Here is a 16,982-nt window from a genome sequence, read left to right as displayed (position 1 = left end):
ACGCAACGTACGTTATGTTGGAATGGGTTCGATTCAACAACGGAAAACCCGGCTCTAGCCGCGAAGTTCATTTCCTTCCGCCGTTGTGCTCAGGACCGCTGTGCAATTCAGGGCGTTTTCTTGTTGGCACAAAATCTATAACGTTTTCAACGATCAACGAGATCCTTTAGGTGGGGGCCATATGACTGATTTTGAACAACAGCCTTTTGGCGACGCGGAATTCTTGGACAATCCGCAGGCAAGGTGTCCTTGCATTTTGCTGTTGGATGTTTCCGCATCAATGTCAGGTGCGCCAATCGAGCAATTGAATGAGGGACTTCGCCACCTCCAAGAAGAAATCCAGAGCGACAGCCTCGCGGCAAAGCGTGTTGAGTTCGCCGTTGTGACATTCGGCCCCGTCACCACGGAAATGGAATTCACCAGCGCAACCAATTTCTTTCCGCCGCATCTCTCGACGCAGGGTAATACTCCAATGGGAGAAGCCATTGAGGTCGCTCTGCGTATGCTGCGCGAGCGCAAAGATCGCTACCGCGCCAATGGCGTGAACTTCTATCGTCCTTGGGTCTTCCTCATTACCGATGGCGCGCCCACCGACAATTGGAAGCCCGCAGCACAGTTGGTACGGGAAGGCGAAGAGTCCAAAGCCTTTATGTTTTACGCGATTGGCGTTGAAGGCGCTGACCTCGGAACCCTCTCGCAAATCTCGGTCCGCCAACCTCTCAAGCTCAAAGGACTTCAGTTCAAGGAGTTCTTCCAGTGGCTTTCCAACTCGCTGAGCGCCATGTCCCGCTCCAATCCGGGCGATCAGGTGGCGCTTGAGAACCCCACCACGCCAGATGGTTGGGCTGTCGCCGGATAGGACTCAATGAACTGGTGTTACGCAGCCGCCTCGGTAATCGGCCTATCGCACATTCGTGCCGGGACTAGGCTTCAGGACGCCAAGCATTGCTTTGTCTTTGGGAGTGACAAAGGCGAACGACGATTTTTCGCCGCGATCGCTGACGGTGCTGGGTCCGCCGAGTTTGGTGGACAGGGCGCGTCTATTGTATGTCGCACCGTGGGCAGTCAAGCTCGAACCGCGTTCCGTGATGCGGGCGGCTTGCCAGATGACGAGGCAATCTGGTCGTGGATGGATATTGCACGCGACCGCATACAATTGGCGGCAGGCAAACGTCAGCGGACGCGCAGAGATTTTGCTGCAACGCTAGTCATGGTCATGGTGTCGCAAGATGAGATTGTCTCGGCACACGTAGGCGACGGTGCTGTTGTCGCTCGCGACAAAGACAGTGCCGCATGGATAGTGCTGAGCAAACCGCATCACGGCGAGTACGCCTCGACCACTTACTTTGTGACCGATGATCCGCACCCCTCTCTGCGCATTACCAGACGTTCAAATCAGTTCGATTCGCTGGCCGCCTTCTCTGACGGTATCGAAAATCTTGTTATCGACAGCACCACTGGCGAGCCGTCCGCCGCATTTTTTAATCCCATGGTGAGACCGCTAAACGCGTCAACAGTCATCGGTAAAGATAGCGCGCTCAGCAAGAACCTCTCTGCCTTCCTAGCGAGCGACCGTTTGAATGAGCGGACGGATGACGACAAGACGTTGATTATTGCGGTGACGAAATGAAAGCGGCCAAGCTGTTCGCTAACGGTCGCGAACTGCACATGGATAAACGAATCGGAAAGGGCGGCGAAGGAGAGGTCTTTGCCGTCAGCAATATGCCAGGCTTTGCTCTCAAAGCCTATCTGCCCAACCTCGTGGCCGAGCGCGAAAAGAAAATCCGAGCCATGGTCGGCATTCGCCTCTCGGATAGTGCGCCCTTAGTCGCCTTCCCGGATCAGGTTGTTGTTGATGGGCGGGGCGCATTCGTCGGCTTCGTGATGCGTCTTGTTGAAAGGCACAAGGAGATCCATGAACTTCAAACACCGTCCTCGCGACAAAAGCATTTCCCAAAGGCCGATTACGCCTTCATCGTGCGCGTGGCGCTCAACATTGCCAGAGTATTTGCGCAGGTTCATGCGACGGGCTGCGTCGTAGGCGACATCAATCAGCGAGGGATTCTGGTTTCTCTCAAGGCAACAGTTGCGTTGATTGACGCAGATAGCTTTCAGGTAAGCGACGGCGCCCAACGCTATCTCTGCTTGGTCGGCGTTCCCGAATACACGCCTCCCGAGTTGCAGGGAAAATCCTTAAAGTCGATCATACGCACCACCGACCATGACGCCTTTGGGCTGGCCGTATGTCTGTTTCAATTGCTTTGTATGGACAGGCATCCGTTCTCCGGCAGGTTTACCAGCAATGGTGATATGCCGCTGGAAAAGGCGATTGCCGAGTATCGCTTTGCATACTCCGCCAGAAGTACCGGCATGATTCCGCCGCCCGGTACCGTCCGGCTCAATGACTTTACGTCCAAGGTCGCTCAGCTGTTCGAAGATGCCTTCTCACCCAATCATGTTAGCAAACGTCCATCGGCGTCGACATGGGTTGAGGCCCTTGGCGAACTGGAAGCTTCTCTCAGGGTTTGCAACCGAAGCAAGCTTCATAAGTACGCACGCGCCGCTGGAGAGTGCCCTTGGTGCCGGATGGAAGCCGAATACGGGCGTCCACTGTTTATTGATACCGACTTTTCCAGCATCCACGTTCCGAATGGGCGCCTGGATCCGGCAGCAGGGTTTGTCCTCGACATTCCGGCGCTGATGGCAGCGATAAATGGCGTTTCCATCCCAACTTCAATATCTGTTGCGCTCCCACAGACGCAAAGTTCGCCTAAGCCAAGTCAGGCGGCGCAAGACGTTATCTCTCAGAAACATTTCGGCCCGATAACCAAAATTGCTGGGGCTGGTGTACTGCTCGGCGCTATCTATGCCCTCGCTTCCGGTATCCCCGGCATTCTTGCTCTGGGCATTGCCGTTTTCGGAGGCTGGCTTCTATTCCGATCATCGTCACCAACAGACGGATTGCTTTCCGACTACAGACAACGCGCAAATGCCGTTTCTTCTCGTATCGAGCACCTACAGCGCACGGCACCCATAGAGCAGGTTCTGAGGAAAAAGGCAGAGGCTCTGGCTGCCATCGATGAGTTCAAGCAGCTCGCGACGACTTTTGGCAATGTCCGAAGCGAATATGACAAACACAGGAAGCAAAAACAGCTAGACGACCATCTTTCGCAGTTCTCCATCCGTGGTGCGCGCATACCAAAGGTCAACTCGGGCGATCTGGCCCAGCTGGCATCCTACGGATTCACCACGGCGTTGGATGCCAAGCAGCGTGATGTTCAGCAGGTCCACGGCATTGGCCCGGTCAAAGCATCCAACATTGAGGCGTGGATTCGTCGTGTGGAAGCGAAGTTCCAATTCCACAGCACCTATACACCAGAAGACCAACGGAACATCCAAAAGGTCCAGAACGAGATCATCAGCAAACAGCAAGGTCTGGAAGAACGAATAAAGAAGGCGATTGATGAGTTCCGTCGAGAAGCACAAGGGTTTGAAAGGTGGAAGGCTTTACATGATCCGGATCTGATGAAGCTTTCCCAGCAACTCGCCCAAGCCGTGGTCGATCTACAGCACGTTGGTGTCCCGGTCCCGCCGCGCCCCAGCGTTGCACCTACGCCGGTCCAGCAAGTTTCTACATTTCAGCGGTCATCATCAAACCTCGGCGCAACATTCGGTGGCGGGGCGCGGACCGCAACTCAGGTCCAGCCACATGCGGTTAGTTGCCCGCGATGCGCTAACCCCATGGTGCGACGAACGGCTCGACGAGGCGCGCTTGTCGGCAAAGCCTTCTGGGGTTGCTCGCGATATCCGAGATGCACCGGGACTCGGCCGATCTGAACCGCCGCTTCTGCTGGATTCGTGATCGTGCAGGGCTGACGCGATGAGTGGACGAAGCTGAGAGGCGGCCCATATCGTGGTTGTCAGCCTTCGACGACCTGCTGCGAGAATATGCTACCGCTTTGCCAGTCTTCGAACGACCTCCGCCGGGTCAAAACCGAGCACCCTGCCAAGCTCGATCAACTCGATCACATCGACCCGCCGCTGGCCAGATTCCAGATGGGTCACCCACGACTGGTAGACGCCGAGCTTTTCCGCCAAGTCGACCTGCCGCAGACCAGCTGCCCTCCGATACTGGACCAGCATAGCAGCGAGCTTCTTTTGAAGCGGTGAGGTCACCGTTTTTGGCATCTGGCCTCCGGCGAAGGGGGCCAAATAACTAAAACGAATTTTCAGATACCGAAAAAATCGGTATTTGCGGTATGGTCTACCCACAATAGCTTTGACCTTCGACGGGTTCGCCGGGACCGGCGCTCACCGTCTTTCCGCAACCGAAGAAGGACTTTCCAAGTGACGCAGCTGAACAGCCACCAGACAAGAGCGACTTCTAAAAGGACGTTGATAAACGGGTCGTGCCTCGTCCTGACCGTTATAGGCCTCGCCCTCGTCTCCAACCGGCTGCTCGACATGGCGGACCTCGCCAATGAGCAGGGCCTGTCGGTCGAGGAGCGGAAGGAAAAGGCTCGTCGGAACGACGAGGGCTACGCGCAGATTCCTTCCGGAATGACCCGGATCGGATGGTTTGGAAGCGACTTCGATTGTAATCACGATGCTGTCGTCGAAGAGGTCAGGGAATACGTCGCCTGTCGCTTTCTTATGACATGTACCGACGCAGGATTTTCCAACCTGTCCCACATCAGTAAGCTCGACGCCGTCGGCATGCGGAAGTGGTTTGACGAGTACCAGAGTCGAAAAACACGAGAGGGCGTCGCAAAAATGGTCAATCCGACCGAGGGGGAGTTGCGCTGGGGTCGAAACACCATAGCAAAGGTTACAGACGATCAGCGCCTGGTCTACAGCGCGTTTCCTAAGCTTTTCACCAGCGCACGGACGCTCACCGACGACGTCAATCCGGCTTCGAAGAAATACTTCTGCCGAATGACCTTCAGCTATGACCCTGCAATGGTCCTAGCTTGGTACGACTACGGAGTCCGAACAAGCCTCGCACGGGACAACCTCTTCATGGCTGGCGTGAACGCCTCGATCCAGAAGAATCCCGACTTCGACATGCTCGATCAGACCGCGCAGGTCTGGCTCAAGACGAACAACATCCAACAGAAGGCGACGAGCAACCCGCCCGCAACCGCGAAATTCACGGTTCAACCATCGAGCGATGGGCGCTTTGCTGTTGATGTGACCTACGTCACCCCTCCCGGAGGAGACTAACGGCGATGGGTTTCTGGCTTGAGGTATTGAAGTCAGCAGCAACTGCCATAGGCGGCGCCTCATCGTCCGACGTAAAGATTCAAACCCGAGGGCCAAGCGAGAACATCTGGCGCGATTTCTCGCGCGTATCCGGAAACACCGAGGCTATACAAAACGGAATCGAACTGGCCGGTTCTGCTTATCCGGATGCCGACATAAGGGCGATCGATAAGGAGGGAGGGATGGTGGACTTCCGATGAAAGGGGCCCCGCCCGACGCCTCCGAAAATCATAATCAGACCGGTCTGCATTTTGTAGCCGGGGAGGTATTGCCCTAGCCCAGAGATTGGAGATCGCCATGGCTCTGGGCAAACAAGCGAAGACACTTTCTGGCGACCAGATAGGGGCTCTCCTCAACTTGGTCGCCACTTCTCGCTACGCGACGAGAAACAAGGTTATCTGCCTTTTATCTGTTCGGGCCGGCCTTCGAGCCCACGAGATAGCTCACGTTATGTGGGACATGCTTTCCGATGCTTCCGGCGCCATCGGATCGGAGCTTCGGTTGGAGGATAGAGCTAGCAAGGGCCGCTCGGGACGCATCATCCCGCTCAACCGGGAGCTCCGGGACGCGCTCGTTTCGTGGCGTACCGACCAGCAGCCGAGATCGGAATATGTCGTAAGCACGGAACGGTCATCCCGGACCAGCGCCCAGTCAATCGTGAACATGTTCTTCCTCTGGTATGCGCAGCTCCGGTTCGTCGGATGCTCAAGCCACTCCGGAAGGCGAACGTTCATCACTAACGCCGCCCGGAAGATTTCGACCGTAGGGGGCTCTCTCCGGGACGTGCAGATACTAGCTGGACACAGCGACCTGAGTATCACGCAGCGATACATCGACGGTGAGGCAGAGGCCCAACGGCGGGTGGTTGAACTGATCTGACCCACTCAGAGCCCCGCTAGGCGGCTGGCGGCCCTCAGATCGACGACCACAACGTTCGCGCACTGGAGAATTTGGCGGCCGCGATCAGCGGAGGAGCTTTATCGTATCGAACCGCCGATCCTGCGGCCATCCGGCGTCGTGCGGAAGAGTTGCTGGCGCGGGCGCTCGCAGTCGATCCGAATTCCTATTCCGCTCATTTTGCAAAGGCAGCTGTTTTGCTGACGACGCGACCCGACGAATCGATCGACGAGGCTGAGCGCTCGGTGGAACTAAACCCGAGCTTTGCACCGGCGTATTTCATAATTGCCGCAGGCCACCTTTTAGCGGGCAAGCCTGAGAAAGCAATCGATGTCGCCGATCAGGCGCTGCGCCTTTTCCCCCGCGATCCCGGCGCGCCCCTCCTACTTATTGTACAAGGACGGTCTTTTTTCGTTCTCACGCGTTACGAAGAGGCTAATGATCTGCTGAGGCGATCGATCACGGCTATTCCGAATTCTACGGTTGCGCGTTCGGGCCTGATCGCATCGCTTGCGCTGTCCGGACATGATGAAGAGGCAAGGGAAAGTCTGAGGCAGTATCTCGCGTTGCCGGGCAACATCCCCAAGACCGTCGCCCAGTTCAAAGCGCAAGATCCTTACGTCAACCTTCCCAGTCGAAATGACCAACTCATCCACCTCTTCGAGGGCTTGCGCAAGGCCGGCATGCCGGAGGAATGAGCGCGCGTCCTCGCCGCGATCTTGGCGTCAAGAAATTTCGATTTAGCATCGCTAGCCCGATTCGAGCTTCATTTGACCGATGTCGCCTAATGACCCATCTGAGACATATATCCAGGAGGGTTGCAGCGTGTTACTTTGTCGGCGCGTCCTTTAGTTCTGCACTGTCGACCTCAAGGGGGAAGCAATGCTCAAAAAGATAATAACAGCGGCTGCAATTCTTGCGGCAATAGACGTGTCGGCGAATGCTCAGTTGGCGCGCTTAGAAGTCTATCCAATTTCGTCCGTCACTCTTAATGATTCAGATTTCTTGGCGGGCCGGGGCGAAGGGCAACCGGTGACTATCGCTGGCGAACTGCGCATTCCAAAAGCTGGCAACGATAGATTGCCTGCCGTCGTCCTACTCCATGGCTCCGGCGGTATCGGCGCCACCGGAAGTATGATTGACGAGTGGTCGAGGGAGCTGGCTCAACTCGGCATCGCGACATTTGCCATCGACAGCTTCGCTGCACGAGGGATCGTTTCCACAGTAATGGATCAGACGCAGCTAGGTCGTCTTAACATGGTTGGCGATGCCTATCGGGCTCTCGACCTTTTGGCTAAGCATCCGCGAATCGATCCCAACCGCGTCGCTGTGATGGGCTTTTCCAGGGGCGGACAGTCGGCCCTGTACTCGGCCATGAACCGACTATACGGAACGCTCGGTCCAGCCAACAACTTGCGCTTCGCAGCGCACATTGCCTTCTACCCTGATTGCGTGACTACTTACCTGCAAGACACCGATGTGAGCGATAGGCCCATCCGAATCCTCCACGGCAGTTCAGACAACTACAACTCAGTTGCACCGTGTCGCGCCTACGTGGAGCGACTGACAAACGCTCACAAGGACGTTAAGCTGATTGAGTACCCGGACACGTACCACGTATTCGACGCCCCGGCTTTTCGGACGCCTGCAGTTTTAAAGGGAGCGACAACAACTCGCCGCTGTCAGCTGGTGGAAGGAAACGATCATCAAATAATCAATCGTGAAACCCAGAAGCCTTTCACCTTTACCGATGCCTGCGTCGAAAAAGACCCAACGATTGCTTACAACGAGGCCGCAAGCAGCAAGGCTCGCATATTCGTTCGAGATTTCTTGACGGAGGTTTTCCAAGTCAAATAGTGAGAGCTAATGATAGAATACGCAAAAGCTTATTAGTCGACGATCGGATGAATTTGAGTGTCCGCTCCTGACCCAACCCGGACATTGGCCCTAGCCGAACAGCAGCCCAACATGCTTTGATAAGTGGAGCCATTTTTCTGATTTAGGGGCTTTTTTTGACCAGCGAGCGGATGGAGCGGCGTCTGGCAGCGGTGCTGGCGGCAGATGTGGCCGGGTATAGCCGCCTTATGGGCGGCGACGAGGAAGGCACGCTAGCTCGGCTAAAGGCCGTCAGAAAGACCCTTGTTGACCCAACCATCGCAGCCCATCGAGGTCGTATCGTCAAGACTACGGGTGACGGCATGCTGGTCGAGTTTGCCAGTGCCGTAGACGCCGTGCGCTGCGGCGCCGAAGTCCAGCGCGGCATGGCCGCGATGAGCGCCGACGACCCGGCAGACCGCCGAATTGAATTCCGCATCGGCATTCATGTTGGCGATATCATGATCGACGATAATGATATCTTCGGCGACGGTGTGAATATTGCGGCCCGGCTCGAAGGTATCTCGGAGCCTGGCGGCCTTTGTATTTCCGACGACACTCAAAGGCAAATTCGCAGCAAAGTCGATGTCGTATTCGAAGACATCGGCCTGCAGACGCTCAAGAACATCGCGGAGCCTATGCGGGCGTGGCGCATGGCGCTCATTGGCAATGTGTCTCCGTCTGGATTGCAGAAAATACCACCCGGTACGCCGAATTTGCTTGCCTTACCTGATAAGCCGTCGATCGCGGTGCTACCGTTCCAGAACATGAGTGGCGATCCCGAGCAGGAATATTTTGCGGACGGCATCGTCGAAGACATCATCACGGCGCTCTCGCGCTTTCCTTCCCTGTTTGTCATCGCCCGCAACTCCTGTTTCACTTACAAAGGAAAGGCCTTTGATATTAGGCAGATCGGGCGGGAGCTCGGCGTTCGTTACGTGCTCGAAGGCAGCGTTCGAAAGGTTGGTGGCCGCATCCGCATCACGGCACAATTGATTGAAGCTCCTTCGAACAAGCACCTGTGGGCTGAGAAGCTCGACGGCGAGCTAAACGATCTTTTCGAATTGCAAGATGCATTGACGATGAAAATCGTCAGTTCGGTTTCGCTCAAGCTGGAGATTGCCGAATTCGAGCGCATCAAAGCCAAGCCAACAGTCGATCTCGATGCCTACGAACTCTTTCAAAGGGCAACAGCCCTTCAACGATATGACAGACGCTTTGACGAAGCACACGATCTGTATTGCAAGGCTTTCACGCTTGACCCCGGTTATGCGGCTGCCTACGTCATGGCGGCGTCATGTCTCTTCAATCGGCAGTTCGGCTACGGCACTCCGATGCCTCCGGAGACGCGAGCCGAAATCATCCGGTTGACCGAAACCGCGATCGCGCTGCCACGCGAGGACGCGCTGGCGTTGGCGCGGGCGGCCCATCACTTGTGTCATCTTGGTAGGCAATACGACGTCGGGAAAGAGCTCGCCGATCGCGCCGTAGAGCTCAACCCAAGTCTTGGAGCAGCCTGGATCGCGCGAGGCTGGGTTTCCGTCATGCGGAGTGAGAGCCAGCCGGCGATCGACGCCTTCTCGACGGTAATGCGTCTCGACCCGCTTGACCCCGCGCGGCCCGCTGCATGGTCCGGATTGGGCTGCGCATACAATATCAACGGAGAATACGACAAGGGATACGAATGGTCATCGAAGGCTATGGAAGCCCATCCGGCGATGCACTCGTTCGCCTACTTTGTCATCAATGCCGTGCCTTTCGGCCGTGTTACAGAAGCACAGGAAACTGTAGCGAAAATGCTGCGGATCGATCCCAAAATGACCATCTCGGATGCGATGGTACTTTGCCATACGCGGGATCTGGAGTGGCACCATCGAATGCGGCAGGCATTCTGTACCGCCGGACTGCCCGACGAATGCAGCTGAATCCTGATGTGAGGTTGCGAGCCCGCCAAGGTCTGGTTGTGACACGAAGCGGACATACGCCTTGGTCGGCCATAAGCGAAGGCTGAGAGCTAATGATAGAATGTGAATTCTATCACGAGTTTTCCTCGTGACGTCGTGAACCCGTGGAGCGGTGTTGACCCTCATTGCTGAAATTGAGGCTGGCAGGCCTATCGGGCTGTGAGGGCTGATAGAGTACGCAGGCCCCATCGGGCCGGGAGAGCTGATGAGAGTATGCAGAATCTCTCCAGCCATAACTTGTATAGCCTTGCGCGACTTGACGTTACCGGGCAGGTCAATTGTTATTGTCGCCGTTGTGACCTGCAGTAGCGTTTGAGACTTCTGCTTTCCCTTAGCTTCTTCGGGATTTAGTAGAAAAGGTCTCAGGTGTGCGCCGCAACATCGCGTGTAAGAACAAGAGGCAAGCCTATTGGTCTGTTTTGCGATCGCGTTTAAAATTTCGCATATCACAGCCCACGCGTGAGTTAGAAATATGCGAGCGGACCGCTTCCAAGAACTAGAGGCATTCGTCCAAATTGCGCGAAGTGGTAGCTTTTCAGCAGCAGCTCGAGTTCTTGACCTTAGCCCGTCGGCGATAAGCAAGCTTGTCGCAAGGCTTGAAAAAAGATTTGGAGCACGGCTCTTCAACCGGACGACACACTCGATCCGGCTATCAGAAGAAGGTGAGGCATTGCTGCATCGTGCTTCTCGCGTTATCGAAGCAATGCAAGATGCTGATCATCTTGTCGATCAATTCTCTGCAGCACCTAGCGGCCAACTTCGCGTTTACGGGCTTCCATCCTTTGCACTATCGCAGTTGGCGCCAATCATTCCTGAGTTTTTGCTCCTTAACCCACAGATCCGACTTGATCTGCAGTTAGGCACGGAGAAAATCGATACCGTTGAAGTGGGTGTCGATGTCGTTCTCAGGTTTGGACATACTAACGACAGCACGTTGATGTCCCGGAAGATCGCCGACAGCGGCTGGGTTGTATGTGCGGCACCATCTTACCTAAGCAACCGTGGTATCCCGGCGACGCCAGCAGATCTTGCTTTTCATAATTGTCTGAATTTCTCTGTGCGAACGCACGCGATTGTTTGGTCATTCGAAAATGACAAGGCCGAGACCGGACCGATCGTCGGCAACGCAACGTCGAACCAAGCGCCGATGTTGCGAGAATTGGCCTTGCGCGGTGTCGGAATTATTCGCGTTGCGGACTTTGTCGTGGCGGAAGATATTCGGGCGGGCGCGCTCGTGCAGGTACTTCCGGAGTTTACCGCAAATGCCAGAGAGCCGATTTTTGCCCTGTATCAACGGCAGCCTGATCAATCACTGAGGATCAGGACATTCGTCGATTTTCTGTGTCAGAAGTTCTCGGAAAGTCCATGGCGGCTTCCCAATATCGGCCGATAAGCGCGTGCTTGTGAACCTCCGTCACAATCGTTGTCCCAATCAAGGGCTGGCCGATTTTCTATTCAACTGAAATGTTCGCGTCCGATCGCAGTCTGCGGAGGGCGTTTTTGTGTCGTACTGCTTCTACTTTGTCTTTACGCGGCCCAAGGCTGGACAAGACCAAGAGTTCAACAATTGGTATTCCAAGCGGCATATTTACGATCTCGTCGCGATACCGGGTATTGCTGCGGCGCGGCGCTACCGTCTCCTCGATATTGAAACAAAAACGGAGACGCCGGACTATCTGGCGATCTACGAGTTTTCCGACGTTGATCTCGCCATCAGTGGTATCGCTGAGCGCCGCGGGACCGATCGGATGCCGTCGACCGAGGCTATCGATCGCGACGCAAGCAAGGGCGTCGTCTTCAAGCCGCTGTGGGATGTCACCAATGAGTGGCGCTTCGGAAACGGCATGCTCGATCTTGTCAAGTTCGACAAACCTATCGATGCGGTGACGTTGCATCCGCAAGCCGGGCTGCTCGTTGCCAACCACAAGCAATCCAGACCGGGGTCGCCTGTTTTTGATGTCGCGCATTTCGTTGGCGACAAGAGCGCGAAGGGAGCCGCAATGGCTTCCCCGGAAAAATACCATGCCAGGCTAAGCGTATTGATGTCGCCGATCACCGAGCGCGTCGCAGCTTCGGCGTGACGGGAGTCAAATCATGAGAAATGACATCGAATTCGACGCCGAAGGAACCACGCTTCGCGGGTGGCACTACGTACCCGACAAGGGCGACGGCCCATTCCCAACCATTGTAATGGCTCACGGATCGGCTGCCCTTAAAGAACAATATCTCGATCGCTACGCCGAGGTGTTCGCTGCGGCGGGGCTTGCCTCCGTTGTCTATGACCATCGCAATTTCGGCGCTAGCGACGGCAACGTCCGGCAGGAGATCGACCCCATCCTGCAAATGCGGGACTACCGACATGCGATTACGTTTGCGATGACGCTGCCGAACGTCAATCCGGACAAGATCGGTGCATGGGGAACGAGTCTGAGCGGCGGGCACGTTCTGATGCTGTCGGCGATCGACAGGCGCGTCAAATGTGTCGTTGCGCAGGTGCCGTCGATCAGCGGAAGTGCGGGGGCCGCGCGCCGTACGCGCGCGGACCTGATGGCAGCATCGCGCGCCCGCTTCGACGAAGACAGGAAGAATCGTTTTGCCGGCGAGCCGCCGGGCATGATGCCGCTCGTTGCAAAAGATCCGGCCACGGCGTGCTTCAACGGCGGTCTCGATGCTTGGGAGTTCTTCCAGGAGAGCCTGAAGGTCGCACCGACGCGGAGGAATGAAGTCACGCTGCGCAGCGCCGAGATGCTGAGAGAGTATGAGCCGGGAAGCTATATCGAACGGATCAGTCCGACGCCGTTGCTGATGATCGTCGGCAATCGCGATGTTCTTACGGCGACGGACCTGGCACTGCAGGCCTACAATCGCGCGTTGGAACCGAAGAAACTCGTTTTGTTCGATGGTGGGCACTACGATCCGTATGTCAATCTGTTTGCTATCTCCAGCAGCGCGGCGCGCGACTGGTTCGTGACACACCTTCTGAATTGATGCGCGTTTTGTATAAAGGGATGCCGCATGACTATTGAAGCGAACACGAACGCGCAGGGGACATCGCGCCGCTATCTGATTGCTGCGGATACGGGCGGGACGTTCACCGACCTAGCTGTCTACGATTCGCAGACAGGTGCCACGAAGTTCGGAAAAACATTGACAACGTATGGCGATCTCGTCGACGGGGTCATTACCGGTCTCGAAGACACCAGCGCGCAGCTCGATCAGGCCTCGCTGTTCAAGCATGGGACAACGCATGTCATCAATGCGTTCATCCAGCGCCACGGTGCCAGGACCGCGCTTATCGCGACCAAGGGTTTTCGCGATGTTCTCGAAATAGGGCGCGGTAACCGGCCGGAGACGTTCAATCTGCGCTATCGTCGTGGTGAGCCGCTGATTCCGCGCTCACTGCGGTTCGAGGTCGTCGAGCGCATCGATGGACAGGGACGTGTGGTCCAGTCGCTTGACCTCGATAGCGTGAGGGCGCTCGTTCCGCTCTTGCGGAAGTCCAACGTCGAGTCCATCGCAATCTCACTGCTGAACTCCTATGCCAATGCGGCGCACGAGGAGCAGGTACGAGATCTTCTGCATGAACTCATGCCAGATGTGTACGTCACGATCGGATCGGAACTGTCGCGCGAGTGGATGGAGTACGAGCGCACCTCGACGGCCGCTGCGAATGCGTTCGTGGGCGCGCGGATGTCAGCCTATGTCGAAAGCTTTGGACAGGCGCTCACCGATCGCAATTTCGGCGGCCACTTTTACATGATGGGCTCGAACGGCGGGGTCATGACATCGCAGGCGGCCATCGCGCAGCCGGTGACGCTGGTCGAGTCAGGGCCAATCGGTGGCTGTATTGGCGCCGCGGCTTATGCGCAGGAGTTGGGTCTTGGCAAGATGATCGCCTTCGACATGGGCGGCACGACAGCGAAATGCGCGCTGGTTGAAGACGGTCGTTTCGAAGTCGTCAACACCTATTGGGTGGGCGGCTACGAGCGGGGCTTTCCCATTCGCACACCAGTGTTGGACATTGTTGAAGTCGGCGCGGGCGGCGGATCGATCGCCTGGATCGACGACAACAATCGCATGCGCCTCGGGCCACAGAGCGCGGGCTCGGATCCGGGACCCATTGCGTTTCGCAGGGGCGGCGAGGAGCCGACCGTAACCGATGCAAACGTCGTTCTGGGGCGTATCGGCTCCGACAGCTTCATGAATGGTCGTCTCAAGCTGGATCAGGAAGGGGCTGCGAACGCCATCGATCGTCAGTTGGCTTTACCCCTTGGCTATTCGGGCCCGGCCCGGACGGATCAGGTCGCGCAGGGAATCATTGATCTCGCGACAGTAACGATGTCCGGCGCGATCAAGGAGATCACCATCGAACGCGGCCGCGATATTCGGGAATACCAACTGTTCGTCTTCGGCGGCGGCGGCCCCCTGTTTGGCTCAGATCTGGCGCGTAGCCTCGGTATCCGCGAAGTGGTGGTTCCGCCTCACCCAGGAGCGTTTTCGTCGCTCGGAATGTTGATGGCCGAAGCCAGACGGGATGGTGCGCGAACCTTTCTGCGCGATCTGACTGAGACCGCTCTGGCCGACGCGCGCGACATGCTCCGGCAGATGGAAGACGAGTTGCGGGATTCCATGGCATCGGAATTCGATGTCTCGAAAATTTCCTACATCCATGAAGCCGATATGAATTATCAGGGACAGTCGCACACGGTGCGCATTCAGTTGCCACCAGAACCAACTATCGCGAATGTGCAGGCTGCGTTCGAGGATGTCTATCGCGCGCGCTACGGTCACCTGAACGAGGGTACCGACCTGGCTTTTGTCGTGTTGCGCGTCGGTGCTCTAGTGCCCACGCAACGGCCGAAGCTCGATGCTCTGAGCGCAATTTCCGCGTCAGGAAAGGTGGAGCCGCATTCCCATCGATCGGTTTACTTCGCTGGCGCAGGTCAACGACTGAATACACCGATTTATCGCCGCAGCGAGTTGCCGGAAGGGTTCTCAACCAAGGGGCCAGCGATTGTCGAGGAATACAGTTCGACCACCGTGGTGTCCCCTCAAGACACGTTGACAGTCGGACGGCTGGGCGAATTGCGAATATCCTGCGCTCCTGCATCGCGAAAGGGAGAAGCGTCTCATGGATGACATCTCTCATTCCCTCGAATTCGCCAGAGCGATTGATCCCATTGAATTGCAGATCATTCGTCAACGGCTGATCGCCATCCCGAATTTGATCGAGAAAAATATCGAGCGCACGGCGTTCAGTCTTCTTGTGCAGGAGTACAAGGACTATGCGGTCGGTTTTGTCGATGCTTCCGGAAGCCTTGTCACGCAATCCCGGTACAGCTTGCCGGGCTTTGTCGCAAATGCGCTGGGCTTGGCCGTTCGCGCCGGACTCGATGTTTTTGGCGAGGAAGAGATGCATGAGGGGGACGTTTTCATCATCAACGATGCGGCTACACTCGGAAAACATCTGAACGACGTTTGTGCTTTCACGCCGATCCGGATCGAAGGCAAGTTGCTCGGGTTCTTCGCTGTGCTGGTGCACTGGGTCGATGTCGGCGGCAATATGCCGGGGTCGTGCCTCTCGCCCACAACGACAGAGATTTTTCAGGAGGGTATTCAGTTTCCGGTGTTGAAGCTGATCGATCGCGGACAGCGCCGTCGCGAGATATTCCGGCTGATCGAGATCAACACGCGTTTCCCGCGGCTCGTGATGGGCGACCTTGAGGCGCAGCTCGGCGGCTGCCGGATGGGGCACGACATGGTACAGGAAGTCGTCGCGCAGCACGGATTCTCAGAGGTACTAGCGGCCATGGATGCCATGCATGCGGATGCATCCCGTAACATGACGCGTGCTTTGCGTGATGTGCCGCATGGAACCTATACGGCGTCCTCTTTCTTCGACGATGACGGGATTCGTGTCGGCGTCCCCATCAAGGTAGACGTCAAGGTCATCGTTGATGACGACGGACTGACCATCGATTTGTCGGACGTCAACGAGCAGGTGTCCGGCCCATTCAACTCTGGCCGCGAAGGCGGTGCGGTAGCGGTCGGACGTATGGCCGCGAAATTTCTATTCTCTTCATCTACGCCGGTGAATGAAGGTGATTTCGAGCGTGTCAGGATCGTCATTCCGGACGGCACGTTCCTGAGCGCAAGACCAGATGCTGCCTATGGCAGCGCCGGCAACACGCACGCGAGCGTAGTCGATACGATCCTCAGTGCATTTTCCGAAGCGTTGCCCGACCGCATCCCCGCCGGCCATCACGGCATCTACGGGACGCATACAGTCACAGGTATCAATGCGGAGACGGGCGTGCGCTTTCTGTGCCTCGATGCGATGTCAGGCGGATGGGGCGCCTTTTCCGATGCTGACGGTCCGGGACCGTACCGTTCGACGACACACGGCGACGTGCGCGACGTGCCGGTCGAGATTCAGGAGGCGATGTATCCATACCGGATCGAGTCCAAGCAACTCCGCCCCGACTCCGGCGGTCCCGGTAGATTCCGTGGTGGGCTTGGCATCGAGAAGGTCTACCGCTTCCTGCAACCACTGACGCTCATGAACAAAATGGATCGGACACAGTGTCCACCGTGGGGGCTTGCCGGTGGCGGAGCCGCGCAGACCGCAGGCGGGGAAGTGATGCGTGCGTCGGGTGACCGAAGCGTGCTGCGCAAAGGAAAAATGGAAATGGAACGCGACGATGTCGTCGTCATTTCCAGTGGCGGCGGTGGCGGGCATGGCCTTGCCTTCGAGCGCGATCCTGCGCGCGTCATGCGTGACGTCGCGGAGGGTTATGTGTCTGTCGAAGCTGCGGAGCGCGACTACGGTGTGGTCCTTGCAAAGGATGGATCGCTTGATGAAGAGGCGACGAGCGTACGTCGCTTTGCTTCATCGCTCAGAAAGGCCTGAGAGAACACCGAGCGGACGATCACAGAAGGCCGATCAAACAGGCCACGAACTGAAAATCATCAAAAGGGAAACGC

15 protein-coding genes are annotated in these 16,982 nt (G+C 56.8%); 14 read left to right on the top strand and 1 reads right to left on the bottom strand.

The features are described from left to right. Window positions 1-181: 181 nt before the first annotated feature. Genes AC07UB_RS11010 through AC07UB_RS11000 form a run of 3 tightly spaced genes read left to right on the top strand, consistent with a single transcriptional unit; the run spans window position 182 to window position 3,837 of the window. Window positions 182-859 carry a vWA domain-containing protein gene (locus AC07UB_RS11010; RefSeq protein ID WP_494652996.1) on the top strand — a complete coding sequence of 226 codons (678 nt, stop codon included), beginning with the start codon at window positions 182-184 and terminating at the stop codon, window positions 857-859. 6 nt (window positions 860-865) lie between these two features. Further along, window positions 866-1,630, top strand: a complete 765-nt coding sequence (locus AC07UB_RS11005) for a PP2C family serine/threonine-protein phosphatase (RefSeq protein WP_494652994.1) — start codon at window positions 866-868, stop codon at window positions 1,628-1,630. Further along, complete coding sequence (locus AC07UB_RS11000) at window positions 1,627-3,837, top strand: helix-hairpin-helix domain-containing protein (RefSeq protein ID WP_494652992.1); 2,211 nt, start codon at window positions 1,627-1,629, stop codon at window positions 3,835-3,837. Before AC07UB_RS11005 ends, AC07UB_RS11000 begins: the two co-directional genes overlap by 4 nt. 114 nt (window positions 3,838-3,951) lie before the next feature. Here AC07UB_RS11000 and AC07UB_RS10995 read toward each other — a convergent pair whose 3' ends face one another. Beyond that, on the bottom strand, window positions 3,952-4,188 hold the full coding sequence (locus AC07UB_RS10995; protein ID WP_494652990.1) for a helix-turn-helix domain-containing protein: 237 nt from the start codon (window positions 4,186-4,188) through the stop codon (window positions 3,952-3,954). A 159-nt stretch (window positions 4,189-4,347) separates the two neighbouring features. Between AC07UB_RS10995 and AC07UB_RS10990 the strand changes: the two genes are divergently transcribed. The 11 genes from AC07UB_RS10990 to AC07UB_RS10940 all read left to right on the top strand — a co-directional run bounded on the left by AC07UB_RS10990 (window position 4,348) and on the right by AC07UB_RS10940 (window position 16,908). Beyond that, a complete protein-coding gene (locus AC07UB_RS10990) occupies window positions 4,348-5,223 on the top strand; it encodes a hypothetical protein (protein ID WP_494652988.1) in 876 nt (291 codons plus the stop codon). A 5-nt stretch (window positions 5,224-5,228) separates the two neighbouring features. Then, window positions 5,229-5,462, top strand: coding sequence for a hypothetical protein (locus AC07UB_RS10985; protein ID WP_494652987.1), 234 nt, complete (start codon window positions 5,229-5,231; stop codon window positions 5,460-5,462). Between the two features lie 97 nt (window positions 5,463-5,559). Further along, window positions 5,560-6,141, top strand: a complete 582-nt coding sequence (locus tag AC07UB_RS10980; RefSeq protein WP_494652985.1) for a tyrosine-type recombinase/integrase — start codon at window positions 5,560-5,562, stop codon at window positions 6,139-6,141. A 71-nt stretch (window positions 6,142-6,212) separates the two neighbouring features. After that, a complete protein-coding gene (locus AC07UB_RS10975; RefSeq protein ID WP_494652984.1) occupies window positions 6,213-6,857 on the top strand; it encodes a tetratricopeptide repeat protein in 645 nt (214 codons plus the stop codon). Window positions 6,858-7,041: 184 nt separating this feature from the next. Further along, a complete protein-coding gene (locus AC07UB_RS10970; protein WP_494652982.1) occupies window positions 7,042-8,016 on the top strand; it encodes a dienelactone hydrolase family protein in 975 nt (324 codons plus the stop codon). 155 nt (window positions 8,017-8,171) lie between these two features. Next, on the top strand, window positions 8,172-9,959 hold the full coding sequence (locus tag AC07UB_RS10965) for an adenylate/guanylate cyclase domain-containing protein (protein WP_494652980.1): 1,788 nt from the start codon (window positions 8,172-8,174) through the stop codon (window positions 9,957-9,959). A gap of 511 nt (window positions 9,960-10,470) precedes the next feature. After that, a complete protein-coding gene (locus AC07UB_RS10960) occupies window positions 10,471-11,391 on the top strand; it encodes a LysR family transcriptional regulator (protein WP_494652978.1) in 921 nt (306 codons plus the stop codon). A 109-nt stretch (window positions 11,392-11,500) separates the two neighbouring features. Continuing rightward, complete coding sequence (locus tag AC07UB_RS10955) at window positions 11,501-12,079, top strand: hypothetical protein (RefSeq protein WP_494652976.1); 579 nt, start codon at window positions 11,501-11,503, stop codon at window positions 12,077-12,079. Between the two features lie 13 nt (window positions 12,080-12,092). Then, window positions 12,093-12,986 (top strand): alpha/beta hydrolase, encoded by an 894-nt coding sequence (locus AC07UB_RS10950; RefSeq protein ID WP_494652974.1) that lies wholly within the window; start codon window positions 12,093-12,095, stop codon window positions 12,984-12,986. A gap of 27 nt (window positions 12,987-13,013) precedes the next feature. Next, entirely contained in the window at window positions 13,014-15,137 is a 2,124-nt protein-coding gene (locus tag AC07UB_RS10945) for a hydantoinase/oxoprolinase family protein (protein ID WP_494652972.1), read from the top strand. Beyond that, on the top strand, window positions 15,130-16,908 hold the full coding sequence (locus tag AC07UB_RS10940) for a hydantoinase B/oxoprolinase family protein (RefSeq protein ID WP_494652970.1): 1,779 nt from the start codon (window positions 15,130-15,132) through the stop codon (window positions 16,906-16,908). The genes AC07UB_RS10945 and AC07UB_RS10940 overlap by 8 nt, the downstream gene beginning before the upstream one ends. Window positions 16,909-16,982: the final 74 nt, after the last annotated feature.

It is taken from the genome of Afipia sp. GW821-FHT04G03, assembly GCF_059419985.1.
The sequence above is the reverse complement of the archived record's forward strand: the minus strand, read 5'-3'. Positions and strand labels throughout refer to the sequence as shown.

Coding starts and splice junctions, on each gene's coding strand:
- AC07UB_RS11010 (WP_494652996.1), top strand. CDS start 182: ATGACTGATTTTGAACAACAGCCTTTTGGCGACGCGGAATTCTTGGAC.
- AC07UB_RS11005 (WP_494652994.1), top strand. CDS start 866: ATGAACTGGTGTTACGCAGCCGCCTCGGTAATCGGCCTATCGCACATT.
- AC07UB_RS11000 (WP_494652992.1), top strand. CDS start 1,627: ATGAAAGCGGCCAAGCTGTTCGCTAACGGTCGCGAACTGCACATGGAT.
- AC07UB_RS10995 (WP_494652990.1), bottom strand. CDS start 4,188: ATGCCAAAAACGGTGACCTCACCGCTTCAAAAGAAGCTCGCTGCTATG.
- AC07UB_RS10985 (WP_494652987.1), top strand. CDS start 5,229: ATGGGTTTCTGGCTTGAGGTATTGAAGTCAGCAGCAACTGCCATAGGC.
- AC07UB_RS10980 (WP_494652985.1), top strand. CDS start 5,560: ATGGCTCTGGGCAAACAAGCGAAGACACTTTCTGGCGACCAGATAGGG.
- AC07UB_RS10970 (WP_494652982.1), top strand. CDS start 7,042: ATGCTCAAAAAGATAATAACAGCGGCTGCAATTCTTGCGGCAATAGAC.
- AC07UB_RS10960 (WP_494652978.1), top strand. CDS start 10,471: ATGCGAGCGGACCGCTTCCAAGAACTAGAGGCATTCGTCCAAATTGCG.
- AC07UB_RS10950 (WP_494652974.1), top strand. CDS start 12,093: ATGAGAAATGACATCGAATTCGACGCCGAAGGAACCACGCTTCGCGGG.
- AC07UB_RS10945 (WP_494652972.1), top strand. CDS start 13,014: ATGACTATTGAAGCGAACACGAACGCGCAGGGGACATCGCGCCGCTAT.
- AC07UB_RS10940 (WP_494652970.1), top strand. CDS start 15,130: ATGGATGACATCTCTCATTCCCTCGAATTCGCCAGAGCGATTGATCCC.